Source organism: Streptomyces rubradiris (assembly GCF_016860525.1).
Taxonomy (GTDB): Bacteria; Actinomycetota; Actinomycetes; order Streptomycetales; family Streptomycetaceae; genus Streptomyces; species Streptomyces rubradiris.
Map to the genome: position 1 here is coordinate 509582 of NZ_BNEA01000001.1, position 13495 is coordinate 523076.

The 13495-nt window shown below is 74.3% G+C and carries 12 protein-coding genes and 1 pseudogene; 5 read left to right on the plus strand and 8 right to left on the minus strand.

Features of this window, described 5'->3' with window-relative positions:
* The first annotated feature begins 209 nt into the window (after nucleotides 1-209).
* The gene (locus Srubr_RS02465; RefSeq protein ID WP_189993216.1) at nucleotides 210-896 is read left to right on the plus strand and encodes an adenosylcobinamide amidohydrolase; all 687 of its coding nucleotides are present in this window, start codon (nucleotides 210-212) and stop codon (nucleotides 894-896) included.
* Between the two features lie 139 nt (nucleotides 897-1035).
* Here the strand turns inward: Srubr_RS02465 and Srubr_RS02470 are convergent, their stop codons facing one another.
* The 4 genes from Srubr_RS02470 to Srubr_RS02485 all read right to left on the minus strand — a co-directional run bounded on the left by Srubr_RS02470 (nucleotide 1036) and on the right by Srubr_RS02485 (nucleotide 4291).
* Complete coding sequence (locus Srubr_RS02470) at nucleotides 1036-1812, minus strand: IclR family transcriptional regulator (RefSeq protein WP_189993218.1); 777 nt, start codon at nucleotides 1810-1812, stop codon at nucleotides 1036-1038.
* A gap of 131 nt (nucleotides 1813-1943) precedes the next feature.
* Entirely contained in the window at nucleotides 1944-2915 is a 972-nt protein-coding gene (locus Srubr_RS02475; RefSeq protein ID WP_189993220.1) for a PDR/VanB family oxidoreductase, read from the minus strand.
* 75 nt (nucleotides 2916-2990) lie between these two features.
* Nucleotides 2991-3224: a hypothetical protein gene (locus Srubr_RS02480; RefSeq protein WP_189993222.1), complete on the minus strand. Its 234-nt coding sequence runs from the start codon at nucleotides 3222-3224 to the stop codon at nucleotides 2991-2993.
* Entirely contained in the window at nucleotides 3221-4291 is a 1071-nt protein-coding gene (locus tag Srubr_RS02485; RefSeq protein ID WP_189993224.1) for an aromatic ring-hydroxylating dioxygenase subunit alpha, read from the minus strand. The genes Srubr_RS02480 and Srubr_RS02485 overlap by 4 nt, the downstream gene beginning before the upstream one ends.
* A gap of 330 nt (nucleotides 4292-4621) precedes the next feature.
* Here Srubr_RS02485 and Srubr_RS41290 point away from each other — a divergent pair, with 330 nt between their 5' ends.
* The 4 genes and pseudogenes from Srubr_RS41290 to Srubr_RS40175 all read left to right on the plus strand — a co-directional run bounded on the left by Srubr_RS41290 (nucleotide 4622) and on the right by Srubr_RS40175 (nucleotide 6654).
* On the plus strand, nucleotides 4622-4756 hold the full coding sequence (locus tag Srubr_RS41290) for a hypothetical protein (RefSeq protein WP_268257573.1): 135 nt from the start codon (nucleotides 4622-4624) through the stop codon (nucleotides 4754-4756).
* Nucleotides 4753-5490: a restriction endonuclease gene (locus Srubr_RS02490; RefSeq protein ID WP_189993226.1), complete on the plus strand. Its 738-nt coding sequence runs from the start codon at nucleotides 4753-4755 to the stop codon at nucleotides 5488-5490. Before Srubr_RS41290 ends, Srubr_RS02490 begins: the two co-directional genes overlap by 4 nt.
* 281 nt (nucleotides 5491-5771) lie before the next feature.
* Nucleotides 5772-6104, plus strand: a pseudogene (locus Srubr_RS40170) (COX15/CtaA family protein); the annotation flags it as partial.
* A gap of 91 nt (nucleotides 6105-6195) precedes the next feature.
* Nucleotides 6196-6654: a COX15/CtaA family protein gene (locus tag Srubr_RS40175; RefSeq protein ID WP_229926591.1), complete on the plus strand. Its 459-nt coding sequence runs from the start codon at nucleotides 6196-6198 to the stop codon at nucleotides 6652-6654.
* A 127-nt stretch (nucleotides 6655-6781) separates the two neighbouring features.
* Here the strand turns inward: Srubr_RS40175 and Srubr_RS02500 are convergent, their stop codons facing one another.
* The 4 genes from Srubr_RS02500 to Srubr_RS02515 form a co-directional block, all read right to left on the minus strand.
* A complete protein-coding gene (locus tag Srubr_RS02500; RefSeq protein ID WP_189993228.1) occupies nucleotides 6782-7327 on the minus strand; it encodes a hypothetical protein in 546 nt (181 codons plus the stop codon).
* Between the two features lie 92 nt (nucleotides 7328-7419).
* Nucleotides 7420-9180 (minus strand): RecQ family ATP-dependent DNA helicase, encoded by a 1761-nt coding sequence (locus Srubr_RS02505; protein ID WP_189993230.1) that lies wholly within the window; start codon nucleotides 9178-9180, stop codon nucleotides 7420-7422.
* 77 nt (nucleotides 9181-9257) lie between these two features.
* Nucleotides 9258-11654 (minus strand): prolyl oligopeptidase family serine peptidase, encoded by a 2397-nt coding sequence (locus Srubr_RS02510; RefSeq protein ID WP_229926592.1) that lies wholly within the window; start codon nucleotides 11652-11654, stop codon nucleotides 9258-9260.
* Nucleotides 11630-13411, minus strand: a complete 1782-nt coding sequence (locus Srubr_RS02515; RefSeq protein WP_189993232.1) for an N-acetylglutaminylglutamine amidotransferase — start codon at nucleotides 13409-13411, stop codon at nucleotides 11630-11632. The genes Srubr_RS02510 and Srubr_RS02515 overlap by 25 nt, the downstream gene beginning before the upstream one ends.
* Between the last annotated feature and the right edge of the window lie 84 nt (nucleotides 13412-13495).

The following is a 13495-nucleotide window of genomic DNA, read 5'->3' on the forward strand; positions in this document are numbered from 1 at the left end:
TCTCCGGGGTTCCCCTCCCCCGCACCGGCGAACCCGGACGAACCGGAACCGCGCTCAGGAGTCGTCCTCACCTCGGCAGCGCGCGGCGGGAGCCTCGTCCGTGCAGGTCAGCGCGCCGTCGGCGGCGTGACGGACCACGGTACGACCCGCCCCGGACCGGCGCGGCGTACGATCAACCGGTTCCCGCCGCGCAAGGAGTACCCCGCCCGATGTCCGCCGTCATTCCGCCGCCCCGCCCCGCGACCGGGTTGCTCCAGGTGCGGCAGCACACCCGGGCCGAGGACGACGAGCGGCTGCACAGCCTGTTGTGGCGGGCGGGCGCCGGCTGGCGGATGATCAGCAGCGCCGTGCTCGGCGGAGGGATCGGGGAGCGCTCCTGGGTGCTCAACGCGCAGGTGTCCCACGGCTACCGGCGCACCGACCCGGACCGCCACCTCGCCGAGCTGGCCCGCGCCGCGGGCGCCCACGGGCCGGGGGTCGGACTGATGACCGCCGCCGACGTCCGGGCGTACGGGCACGCCTCCGACGGCGGTGCGGAGGCGGTCGCCACCGCCGGGCTCGGGGTACGCGGCTGGGCCGCCTCCCCGGCCGAGGGCACGGCCGTGGCGGCACGGCCCGGCACGATCAACATCGTCGTCGCGCTGCCGGTGGCGCTGACCGACGCGGCACTGGTCAACGCCGTGGCGACCGCCACCGAGGCCAAGGTGCAGGCGTTGCTGGCGGCCGGCTACGACTGCTCCGGCACCCCCACGGACGCCGTGTGCGTGGCCGCCCGGTCCCCGCGCGCCGACACCGAGGTCCACGCGTTCGCCGGCCCCCGCTCCCTGTGGGGCGCGCGGCTGGCCCGCGCCGTCCACGAGGCCGTGGGCACCGCCGCCCGGGCCGGTCATCCGTGACCGCGGACTCCTGAACACGCGCCCCTGCCCGGCGCATCGGGTCGATCGCCCAGTGAGGGAGACCGGCCGGCAGGTTGCTCGTCCGCGTCATGCGGAGGGGCGCCGACGCCCCCACCAGCCGTCGGCCCCACCGCGTCCGTCAGACGGCCGAGGTACCGAGCCGGGCCCCGAGAGTCCGTGCGATCCCGCGCGCCGCGACCTGCACCAGCGGGACGAGGGCGTGCGGGTTCACGGCGTCGACGTGGGCGACGACCGAGACGGCCGCGACGGCGGTACGGTCCGGCCCGCACACGGGGGCGGCGACCGACACGGCGTCCATCGTCACCTGCCGGTCACTGATGGCGACCCCGGTACGGCGCACCTCGGCGAGAGCGCGGCGCACCTCGTCCGGGGTGCACAGCGTCCTCTCCGTGTGCCGTGCGAACGGTTGGGAGAGCACCCGTTCCTGCACCTCCCGGGGTGCGTGGGCGAGCAGGACGAGGCCGACGCCGGTGGACGCGAGGTCGAATCGCCCGCCGACGCGGGTGAGGACCCGGACCGCGTCACGGCCGGCGAGTCGTTCCACGTAGACGACGGACAATTCCTCGCGGACGGCGAGCTGCACGTTCTCGCGGGTGATGTGCGCGAGGTCGGAGAGGTACGGCAGGGCGGCCTCGCGCAGGCCCAGGCCGCGCGGGGCGAGCGAGGCGATCTCCCACAGCCGCAGCCCGATGCGGTAGCCGCCGTCCGCCTCGCGTTCGAGCGCGCCCCAGCCGGTCAGTTCCTTCACCAGCCGGTGCGTGGTGGTGAGGGGCAGGCCGGTGTGGCGGGAGATCTCGGCGAGCCGCAGGACGGGCCGGTCCGGAGCGAAGGCTTCCAGCACTCGCAGCGCCCTGGCCGTCACCGAGCAGCTGTCGGCCGGGGCTCGGCGCCGCATGCGGACCTCCTTGTTCAGGTGCGCGCTGCTCCACAGCGGACGCAGGCACGTCGTCCCGAAAAGCTAGGCAGGGTCTTGGCGGCCGTCAACACGGTGGTGAGTATTCGGGGCAGCGGGTCGCTGATCGGCCGTCACAGATCCAGGACCAGCCTCGGGCCCGCCGCCCGGGAGACGCAGATCATCATCGTGTCGTGCGCCTCCCGTTCGGCGGGGGTGAGGAGGGAGTCGCGGTGGTCGACCGTACCTTCGAGCACGGTCGTCTCACAGGTGCCGCACGTGCCCGCACGGCAGGAGGAGAGGACCCGCACCCCGGCCTCCTCGACCGCCCGCAGCACGGACCTGTCCGGCGGGACGGTCACCGTGATGCCGCTCCGCGCCAGCTCGACCTCGAACGCCCCGTCCCGCAGGGGCACCCGAGGCTCCCCCGGTGTGAACCGCTCGACGTGGAGGGCGTCGGCCGGCCAGTCGGCGCACCGCTCCTCGACGGCCTTGAGCAGCGGTTCGGGCCCGCAGCAGTAGACGAGTGTGCCGGGGCGCGGTGTCCCCAGGAGCGCGTCGAGGTCGAGGAGCCCGTACACGTCCTCGGGCCGGATTCGCACCCGCTCCCCGTACCGCGTGCCGAGCACGTCATGGAAGGCCATCGACGCGAGCGTCCGTCCTCCGTAAACCAACTCCCATGCGCTGCCCAGCCGTTCGGCCCGCTCCAGCATGGAGACGATCGGGGTGATGCCGATGCCGCCGGCGATGAAGAGGTACGCATCGGCGTCCTCCAGGGCGAAGTGGTTGCGCGGGCCGCGCACCCGGACCGGATCGCCCTCGGACAGCTTGTCGTGCACGTGCAGGGAACCGCCGCGGCCTTCCTTCTCCCGCAGGACGGCGACACGCCATACGCGGGCGTCCTGAGGCGAGGAGCACAGCGAGTACTGCCGTACGAGATCCGGGGCGAGCACGAGGTCGATGTGCGCGCCGGGCGTCCAGGCGGGCAGCGGAGCGCCGTCGGCCCGCCGCAGGTCGAGCGAGACCACACCGGCGGCCTCGTCCGTGCGTCGGGCCACGACGAGGTCGAGTCCGGCCTCGGGTGGCGTGGTGGTGTTTCCGGGCATCAGGGTTCCTTGAGTACGCGAGTACGCGAACTCCCGCAGGGGCGGGAGCACGTGCACATGGAGGGGTACGCGGGGTCAGGCGCCGACGACGTGGCCGGGACCTGGCGCGGAGGGGGCCGGGGCGGGGGCGGGCCCCGGTCCCGGGTGCCCGGCGGGGTGGGCGAGCAGCCACTCCCACAGTTCCACCGGGTCCTCGCAATCCCGGGACTCGCCGCACCAGCACCAGCCGCCGAGCCGGTCCGTGCCGGGGATCCACACGACCCGGTACACCGTGTCCCCGTCGAGCACGGGCGTGGGCCGCGGGCTCATCGGACGGCCGCCGCGGAGTCGGTCGCGCCGGCCGCGACGAGTCGTTCGAGGAGGCGGCGAGCGGCCAGGCCACCGGTGTCGATGTTGATGCTGAGCTCCTGCGTCCCGGCCGGTTCGGAGGCGATGACCTGCTCCAGCCTGTTCAGGGCGACGACGTCCTGGAGGACCACGGTCCGGTTGTTCTCGTACAGGAAGTCGGTGACCGCCTGGTCGTCCAGGGCGAAGTCGCGGGCCACGGCCCAGAAGTCGTGGGTGGTGGTCCCGGTTTCGGGCGTGATGGCGTAGACGACCTCGACGTGGAAGGCGCCCGGGTCGCTGCCGTCCACGCCCGGGCCGGGTGTGCCGACGGGGGCGACGCGCGAGTGCAGCAGGTACAGGCAGGGGGCGTGGTACTCGATGTCCTGCCAGCGCGTGATGCGGCCGTCGATGCCGGTGGACCTGGCGTAGAACGGCGGGCAGTCCGCGTCGTCCATGTGGCGGCTGACCCGGACGACGCCGGCCTTCTCGTCGACCTCGGTGGTGATGGGGGTCTCGGCGACCTCGGGGGTGCCGATGTAGCCGCCGTGCAGGTACGTCTCGTGGGACAGGTCGAGCAGGTTGTCGACGAGGAGGCCGTAACGGGCCGCCAGCGGTTCCATGCCGCTGATGGTGGTGTAGCCGGGCGAGTCCAGCCAGGGGGCGCGGGGGATGAGCGCCTCGTCGGCCTTTTCCTTGTCACCGATCCACACCCACACGAAGGAGTCCTGCTCCTTGACGGGGTAGGAGGCGAGCCGGGCGGTGCGCGGCACACGCCTCTGGCCGGGCACCCGCACGCACACGCCGTCGGCTCCGTAGGTGAAGCCGTGGTAGCCGCAGACGACCGTGTCGCCGTCCAGCCGGCTCGGCTTCTCGGAGAGCGGGAAACGGCGGTGTACGCAGCGTTCGGCCATGGCGGTGACCTCGCCTGCCTCCGTACGCCAGAAGAGGATCGGCTCGCCGCACACGGTCCGGGTGAACAACTCCCTCCCGATCTCGCTGCCGTAGGCGGCCACGTACCACTGGTCGCGCGCGAATGACGTCGTCGTCATCGTCATCTCCTCCGGGGATTCAGGGATTTCGGACGCCACTGCCCCATGACCCGGGAGGCCGGAGCGGGCGCCGCGGGTTCTCCAGAGTGCTGCGGACACGGGCCTGTGCACAGGGCGCCTTCCGCTGGCCGGAAGACCCTCGTCCCGTACTGAACGGCGACGCGTCCCCGGCTGATCCGACGCACGGTATCCGGCCAGGTCCGATGGGTTTGTGCCATTCGTCGGCAACCGGCCGCCAACGTCATGCGGGCGCCGCTACACAAGAACGCTGGGACGGCGTTTCCGCCGTCTCGCCGTAAGGATGGCCGGACGGCGGGGAGGTCTGGACGGTTGCTGACCATCGACGTGGCGGTGCTGCTCGCGGACGTCGTCCTGCCGTCGGGCGTCCTGATCGCCCCGGCTCCGGCGGCTCGGGGCGTCCTCCTCGAAAAGCTCGCGAGCGGCGTCACGCGGGCCGGCCGGTGAGTCCGCGCACCCGCCGAGTCCGGGCGGCGAAGGCCGGGCGCCCGTCGGCCCGGCGGCGTTCCCGCGGGCCGGGCCGGGGGCGGGGGCGGCAGCGCGCCGAGGACCGGCTGATCGGCCTTCTGGTGGCCGTGGTCTTCGCCGTCGCCCTGGCGGTGACCGTCGTCAACTGGCTGCTCGTCCACTGGTGGGTCCTGGCCGTTGCCGGCGGGCTCGCGGTGCCGGCCGGCGGTGGCTGGCTGTACCACAGGCGGCAGAGGGCGCGGTGGGCGGCGGTCCGCGCACAAGGCCTGCGCTACGGACTCGCCCAGCTGGACGCCCTGCACCACACCCGGTTCGAGTACGCGGTACGCGACTTGATGCGTCGCGACGGCTGCCAGGACGCGGTGCGCGTCGGGGGCGGCGGCGACCTGGGCGCCGACGTCAAGGCCACCGACCCCTACGGCAGGCGCTGGGTGATCCAGTGCAAACACCGCCGCGACGGCCTCGCCGGCTCCGCCGTGGGCACACCGGACCTCCAGGTCCTCAACGGCACGGCGCGCCAGGTCCACGGCGCCGACATCGCGGTCATCGTCACCAACGGACGCGTCACCGCACCCGCCGTCGACTTCGCCGAGCAGCAGCGCCTCCACGTGGTCGACCGCCGTACCCTCGGAGTCTGGGCGTCCGGCTCACGCCCGCTGTGGGAACTGCTGCGCGCCGTCCCACCGCCCCGCAAGCCGACGACCCGCTCCTGAAGCGCGGCCCGCTGCCTGCCTGTTCGCCCCTTTGGTGAAGGTGTCGCCCCCGGCCGGCGAGCCCTGGCGTCCTCGTCCCCAACGCCTCGCCGTCGGATCCCACTCGCACCCCACACCATCGGAACCGCCCTCCCAGAGGCCCGGCTAGGGTGGCCGAGGGGGATACGGCACATCGTCGGCAAGGAGTCGTCGTGCGGACACCGCTGTCCTGGTTAGCCCGTCGCCACACCTGGGGGCCGCGCAGTCTGCGCACGGCCGCGGTGACGTCCGTGGTGGCAGCCGTGTTGATCATCGTCACCGGGGGTGTCGTACGGGTCACGGGGTCGGGGCTCGGCTGCCCGGAGTGGCCCTCGTGCACCGGCCAGAGCCTGGCGCCCACGGCCGAGATGGGAGTGCACGGTGCGATCGAGTTCGGCAACAGGCTGCTGACCGGTGCGCTGTGCGCGGTGGTCGGCTGGCTCATCATCGCCGCACGGCTGCAACGTGATCCCTCGCGCCCGGTACTGCGCGGGGCATGGGCCCAGTTCTGGGTCGTCGTCCTCAACGCCGTCGTCGGCGGCGTCACGGTGTGGCTGCGGCTCAGCCCGTACATCGTCGCCGCTCACTTCCTCGCCGCCGCGCTGTTGCTGGCCACGGCGACGGTCACCTGGGTACGCGTGCGGCGGCTGGATCACGAGGTGCCCGCGCCGGTGGTTCCGTCGCGGCGTGCCGTCACCTTTGAGCCGACTGCTGCTCGCCGGGACAGCCGTACTGCTCGTCGCGGGCACCGCGGTCACCGGTTCCGGGCCCCACGCCGGCGACTCCTCCGACGTGGACCGGATGCCGTTCGACTGGGCGGGCGTCACCGTCGTGCACGGTGTGCTCGCCGCGGGGTGCCTCGTCGTGGGCGGCCTGCTGTTCGCCGCGCTGCCCGGCGGTTCCCCGGCCCGCGGGCGTGCCGGTGTGTTCTTGGCCGTCTTCGTGGCGCAGGGGGCTGTCGGGGTGTTCCAGTCGCTGGCCTCCTTGCCCTCGGTGGCGGTCATCCTGCATCTGTGCGGGTCCGCCCTGGTCTGGGCCGGAGCGGTCCGTGTCGCCCTGGCGGTGCATCAGCACCGCACAACCGTGCCGGTCGCCGAGGGGCCCTCCCCGCGGCTCGCGCGGCCCACGGCGGTCGCCGACACGTGAAGAGTGAGCGGCCCCGGGGCCGGGCCGCCCGGACTCGCCGTCACGCTCGGCACGTACGCGTGCTCGTGGTCAACCGCGGTCCGACGGCGAGAACCCGCACAGCGCCGCGGATGCGAGAAGGTGCCGCTCAGCTCCTTCTTCCCGCCAGGGCCTCCTCGGCCTGGCGGGCGCGCCAGGCCTCGATCGTTTCCTGTTGCCGCCGGGCTCGTTCCAGCAGGGTGGCGAGCCGGGCGGGGTCCAGGCGCTCGTCGGTGGTGCCGAGGCGGGACAGGACCTGCCAGCAGGCCGTTTTCCCCTCGACCCCCAGCCGCAGGGCCTCCAGGTCCAGGACGGTGCCGAGGGGTGAGGGACGCACCAGGTGGCCGTTGGGCTTGAGCCGTCCCAGTTTCTCGGCCGCCCAGCCCGCGCACACCTTGTAACGGCGGACGGGGACGCCGAGGTCCCTCATGATGTCCAGCAGCGCGGTCCGGTCCTCGGCGATCTCGGCCGCCACGGGCTCGATGGCGCGACCGAGCGCGGAACCGCGGGCGGTGCGCGCCAGGCGGGCGGCACGGTCGGTACCGGCGGTGGCGCCGGCCAGGTGGTCGTTGAGGTAGATGCCGAGCAGCCTCATGTCGGCACCTCGTCCGGTGGGGCGGCGCTGGTCGGCGCCGGAGTACGCGAGGGCGTTCATCTGTGCTGCCTCCTTCTGTCGCGGTGGCGGATTCCGCACGCGCGCGGCGGATCGGATCACCGTGGGGCCGGGCGTTCGCGAGCACCGTCGGCTCACGGCTCGGCCTCGCTCCCGTCCGGGCCGCTCACCACGGTGAGCAGGTCGTCCCGTGCGGCCAGGGCGTCCAGGGAGAGCGTGCGGTAGCCGACCTCGTCGAAGAGTACGGTGATGCGGTCGCCCTCCTCGCTCAGTACGGTGCCGCCGCCCCACTCCCCGTGCCGTACCGCGGCTCCCGGCGGATAGGCGCCGGCGTCCGGATGCCGCTGGGTGCCGGTCGCGTCGCCATCGCCGCTCTCCGGCTGGTCGCACGTGTCGCAGTTGCCGCAGGGGGCCTCGTACTCCTCCCCGAAGTAGCCCAGGAGGAAGCGCCGCCGGCAGCCGGTGGTCTCGGCGTACGCCCGTGCCATGTCCACGCGTGAACGGTCCATGCGCTTGTGGGCCTCGGCGGTGTCCACGGCGCGGCGCACCGCGCGTGACGGTGTCGTGCCCCGGACCGGCCGGATGGCACCCGAGGCGTCCGTGACCAGGGCACCGGCCTCCTCCAGCAGGTTCACGGCCGCGGTGACCCTGGCGCGCGACAGGTCGGTGTCCCGGCGCAGTCCGGCGACGTCCGGTGGCGCGTCGCGGTGGGCGTGGACCGCCCGTACGACCGCGTCCACGGCCTCCGGGCGGGGCGTGCGGCTGGTGAAGTACGCCTGCATCCCCGTGTCCTCGGCGCGGTAGTGCAGTACGGCGAGGGCGGGCCGTCCGTCGCGGCCGCAGCGCCCGATCTCCTGGTAGTAGGCGTCCAGGGAGCCCGGCAGCGACGCGTGCAGCACGAACCGCACGTTCTCCTTGTCGATGCCCATCCCGAAGGCCGAGGTGGCCGCCACGACATCCAGGTCGCCGGAGAGGAACGCCTCGTGGGTCCGGCGGCGTTCGGCGGCGCGCAGGCCCGCGTGGTAGGCGCCGGCCGCGAAACCGAGGGAGGCCAGCTGAGCGGCGTACGACTCGCTGTCCTTGCGCGTCGCCGCGTAGACGATGCCGGGCTTGGGAGCGGCCGCGGCGTCCTCGACGACGCGGGAGCGCCGTTCGTCGTCGTCCAGGTGACGGCGCACGTCGAGCCTGATGTTGGGCCGGTCGAACCCGGTGACGAGCTGCCGCGGCCGGTCCATGCCGAGCCGTTCGACGATGTCCTGCCGTACCGGAGGCGCGGCGGTCGCCGTGAGCGCGAGGACGGGCGGACGGCCCAGCCCGCGTACGGCCTGGGCCAGGCGCAGGTAGTCGGGCCGGAAGTCGTGGCCCCAGGAAGACACGCACTGGGCCTCGTCCACCACGAAGAGGGCCGGGCGCGCCTCGGCCAGCCGCTGTACGACGTCGTCCTTGGCCAGTTGCTCCGGGGACAGGTAGACGTACCGCACCGACCCTTCGCGCACCGCCGCCCAGGCGTCCTCGGTCCCGGCCGCGCCGAGGTCGGAGTTGACGGCGACGGCGCCCGGGCCGCGCTCGCCGCCGGGCAGTCCCGCGATCTGGTCCCGTTGCAGGGCCAGCAGCGGAGACACGACGACGACCGGCCCGGCCAGCAGCAGGGCGGGGACCTGGTACACGGCGGACTTGCCCGATCCGGTCGGCATGACGACGAGACAGTCCCGTCCCTCCAGCACCCACTCCATGGCGGTGAGCTGTCCGGGACGCAGCTCCTTCCAGCCGAACACCTCGGCGGCCGTCTCCCGGAGCCGTCCGGCCCGCCGACCGGCGGCACCGCGGGCATCGCCGGCGCCGCCCGCACCGTCGGCACCCCGGCCAGCGCGGGCCGGTGGTCCTTTCCCGGTCATGGCGTGCTCCTCGCTCGGTGGCAGGGCCGTTTCCGGGTACCCCGGGCCGGTCCGGCGACGCGCGGGTGCCCGCACGGTCAGGTGCCCAGCTGCCGCTGCAGCCAGTCGGCGGCGGCGCGGCGGAAGAGGCGGCGGTTGTCGGCGCGGAGGAACTCGTGTCCTTCGTCGGGCAGGGTGAGCAGTTCGGCGGTGACACCGCGTTCGCGTGCCGCCCGTACGAACTGCTCCGACTCCCCCGGCGGCACATTGGTGTCGTGCTCCCCGTGCACGGCGAGCACCGGTGCCCGCAGTGCGTCGACGCGGCTCATCGGTGACAGCGCCCGCAGCAGTTCGCGGTCGCGTTCGGGATGGCCGTACTTGTGGGCCGCCGACTGGGCGATCCAGGGTTCGGTGCCCTCGAAGAACGTCGCGAGGTCCGACATGCCGCACACCGCGATCCCGGTGCGGAAGAGGTCCGGGTGCCAGACCAGGGAGGCGAAGGTGAGGTAGCCGCCGTAGGAACGTCCCATCACCGCCAGCCGCGCGGGGTCGGCCAGGCCGGACAGCACGGCGTGGGCGGCGCAGTCCGCCACGTCGTCGATCGCGGCGAACCGTCCCCTGCCCAGGTCCGCGTCGACGAACGACCGGCCGTATCCGGACGACCCGCGGACATCGGGTGCGAAGACGTCGACTCCCCGTCCGAGGATCTCGTGGTAGAGCGGGTCGAGCACGGGGCGTTCCTGGTCCTCGGGACCGCCGTGCAGATGGATGACGCAGGGTGCCGGTTCGCCGGGGGCACGGCCCGGCGCGCGGTAGTACCAGCCGTTCAGCGGCAGCCCGTCCCGGGCGGTGGGGCGCAGCGGGACCGGCCGCACGGGCGGGCGGCCCGGCGGGACGGCGTCCTCGTCGCGTGACGACCACGGGGTGCGCACCGGACTCGCCCCGTCGGGCAGCCACCAGATACCGGGGCGGCGGCGGGACCCGGACAGGGCCAGCAGCAGCCGGGGGCCGGCCGCCGTGATGCGGGTGACCACTTCGTGCGGCAGGGGCACGGGCCGGGGCGGGACCGGCTCCGGCCCGGGCCGGGCGACCGCGTCCCCGCTCCGCCCGTGCCGGGCGGGCGCGTCCCCGTTCCGCCCGGACCGGGCAGGCGCGCCCGCGCCCGGCCCCGGGCCACCGTCCCCGCCCGCATTCGACCCCGGCCCGCCGCCCCCGCTCGCGTACGACCCCGGCCCGCCGGCCCCGCTCGTGTCCAGGACCTCCAGCTCGCTCACGCCCCGGACGTTCCAGGCGAGCACGACAGAACCGCCGTCACGGGCACACCGCAGCAGTTCCAGGTCGCTGTTCTCCCGCGAGGCGGCGGCCGACCAGCCGCGCGGGCGTCCTTCCGGGTCGAGCCCGGCGGCGAGCAGGACCGCGAACTCCCGGTGGGCGTTGCTGCGCAGCCAGAGGGTGTCCGCGCGGGGTGAGAAGCCGCCGATCCACGGGTCCCCGTCGGCCACCGGCATCACACAGGTCGTCTCCAGGTCGGCGGTGCGCAGTACGACGGCCTCGCGCCGGCCGCGGGGCCCCCGGCGCAGCAGCGCGAACGCGCCGTCCCGGCTGAGGTCGCACACGCGGAGCGTCGCCGCGTCCTGTTCGACGGCGAGCAGGACGGGGGCGGCGACACCGTCGGGGTCGACGAGGTACGCCGACAGTCCGTCGCCGAATCCGGCGGCCGGGGCGGTCCTGCCGCCCGGTGCGCCGATCGCCGCCGTCGGCACCGTGAGCACGGGTGACGGCAGTCCGGGGCCGGGGGCCGTGTGGGGTGCCGGACCGAGGAGCCGGGTGTCGCCCGCCCGGTCCCGCCAGTGGGCCGGCAGGAGGCCGTCGGCCGCGCCGGGGCCGGGCGCACCGGCCTCCGCCGTGGCGTCCGGGCCGGGTACGGCGGTGGGCACCGCGACGGTGACCGCGACCGCCGACCCGTCGTACGCCCAGCAGCCCAAGTGGGCGGAGCTGCCGGGCTCGGCCCCGGCGAGGATGTGCCGGTCGCCGCCGTCGGGGCGGACGCACAGTACCCGGGTGTGCTCACCGCCGCCGGGAGCCGTGGTGTAGGCGATCCAGCGGCCGTCGGGCGACCAGGACACCTCGGTCACGGGGTCCGGTCCGTCGTCGAGCAGGTGCACGTCCTCGCCGTCGACGGGCCCGGTCCAGAGCTGGGGCACGCCGCCCCGGTCGCAGATGAAGGCGACGCGGGTGCCGGACGGGTCGGGCGAGGGGTACCAGCAGCCGTGCGCGATGAGCCGCGTCGTCGCCTCGCGCGGCCCGGAGGCGTCCGGCAACGGGACGCGGGCGGGTGCGGCGAAGGCGGGGGCAGGGCCGCCCGGGTCCGGCGGGGGCGGGGGGACGGTCCGCTTCGGGTGGGCGGTCGCGGGCCGCCCGGCGCCGGCGGGGCCGGCGTCGGGCGAGCGTGCCACGAAGGGCTCCCCGGTCAGATTCCGTGCGTCTGCAGCCATATCTCCAGCAAAGCCACTTGCCACAACGCGTTCGCTCCGCGCCTGGTGCGGTGTCGGTCGGGGGCCGCCAGCAGTCCGGCGACGTAGGAGTCCTGGAAGACGCCGCGGCGCCTGGCCTCGGGGGCGGTCAGCGCCTCGCGCACCCTCTGGAGGACGGGTCCGGCCATGTGCGTGATCGCCGGGACCGGGAAGTAGCCCTTGGGCCGGTCGACCACCTCGCGGGGCAGCAGTTTGCGGCCGGCCTCCTTCAGGACGCCCTTGCCGCCGTCGGCCAGCTTCAGCTCCGGCGGGCAGGCGGCGGCCAGCTCGACCAGTTCGTGGTCCAGGAAGGGCACGCGGGCCTCCAGGCCCCAGTCCATCGTCATGTTGTCGACCCGCTTGACCGGGTCGTCGACCAGCATGACGTGGGTGTCGAGGCGCAGGGCGGCGTCGAGGGCCGTCTCGGCCCCCGGCGCCGCCATGTGCTCCCGGACGAACCGGCCGGAGACGTCGTCCCGCGGCAGCATGTCCGGGCGCAGCATGGTGGCGAGGTCGGCGTGCGACCGGTCGAAGTACGTCTCGGCGTACCTCTGCGGCTCCTCTTCGCGGGCCGCGGACGCCAGTCGCGGGTACCAGTGGTAACCGGCGAAGATCTCGTCGGCACCCTGTCCGCTCTGGACCACCTTGACGTTCTTGGACACCTGCTCGGACAGCAGGTGGAAGGCGACCACATCGTGGCTCATCATGGGCTCGCTCATCGCCGCGACCGCCGCGTCCAGGGCCGTCGACACGCGCCGCGAGGGCACCACGAACCGGTGGTGGTCGGTGGCGAACTCCCTGGCCACCAGGTCGGAGTAGCGGAACTCGTCCCCTTCGTCGCCGCCCTCCGCCTCGAAGCCCACGCTGAACGTGGCCAGGTCCCGCTGCCCCTCGTCGGCCAGCAGGGCCACGATCAGGCTGGAGTCCAGTCCCCCGGACAGCAGAACACCGACCGGGACGTCGGCGACCATCCGGCGGCGTACGGCGGTGCGCAGCGCGTCCAGTACCGCGTCCCGCCACTCGGCGGCGCCCATGCCGGCGTGCTCGGGGCGGCGGGTGTACGACGGCTGCCAGTAGCGGTGTTCCTGGTAGGTGCCGTCCGGCTCGACGACCCGCACGGTGGCCGGGGGGAGCTTGCGCACCCCCGCCAGCACGGTCCGGGGGGCGGCCACGGTCGCGTGCCAGCTGAGGTACTGGTGTACGGCGGCCGGGTCGAGGGAGGTGTCCACGCCGCCGGCCGCGAGCAGGGCGGGCAGCGAGGAGGCGAAGCGCAGCCGCCCCGGGGTCTGTGCGAGGTACAGGGGTTTGATGCCGAGCCGGTCGCGGCCCAGGACCAGGCGGCCGGTCCGGTGCTCGACGAGGGCGAAGGCGAACATGCCGTAGAAGCGGTCGACGCAGGCGGTGCCCCACTGCCGGTAGGCCGCGAGGAGGACCTCGGTGTCGGAGGTGGACCTGAACCGGTGGCCGAGGGCCGTCAGTTCCGCGCGCAGCTCCTGGTAGTTGTAGATGCACCCGTTGAAGACGCCGGTGATCTGCTGCCCGGTGTCGGTCAGGGGCTGCGCCCCGCGCTCGGAGAGGTCGATGATCTTCAGACGGCGGTGCCCCAGCGCGACGGCGTCCCGTGACCACACCCCCTCCCCGTCGGGTCCGCGGGCGGCGAGCCGGTCGTTCATCCGCTCGACGGCCGCCGGGTCGGGGCGCGTGCCGTCGAAGCGCATCTCTCCGCTCAGGCCGCACATCGGCAACGACCTCCCCACCGCGGGTACGGGTCGCACGGGACGGGCGGCGGGCCGCCCGCCGTTATGTGGCCGGGACTGATCGAC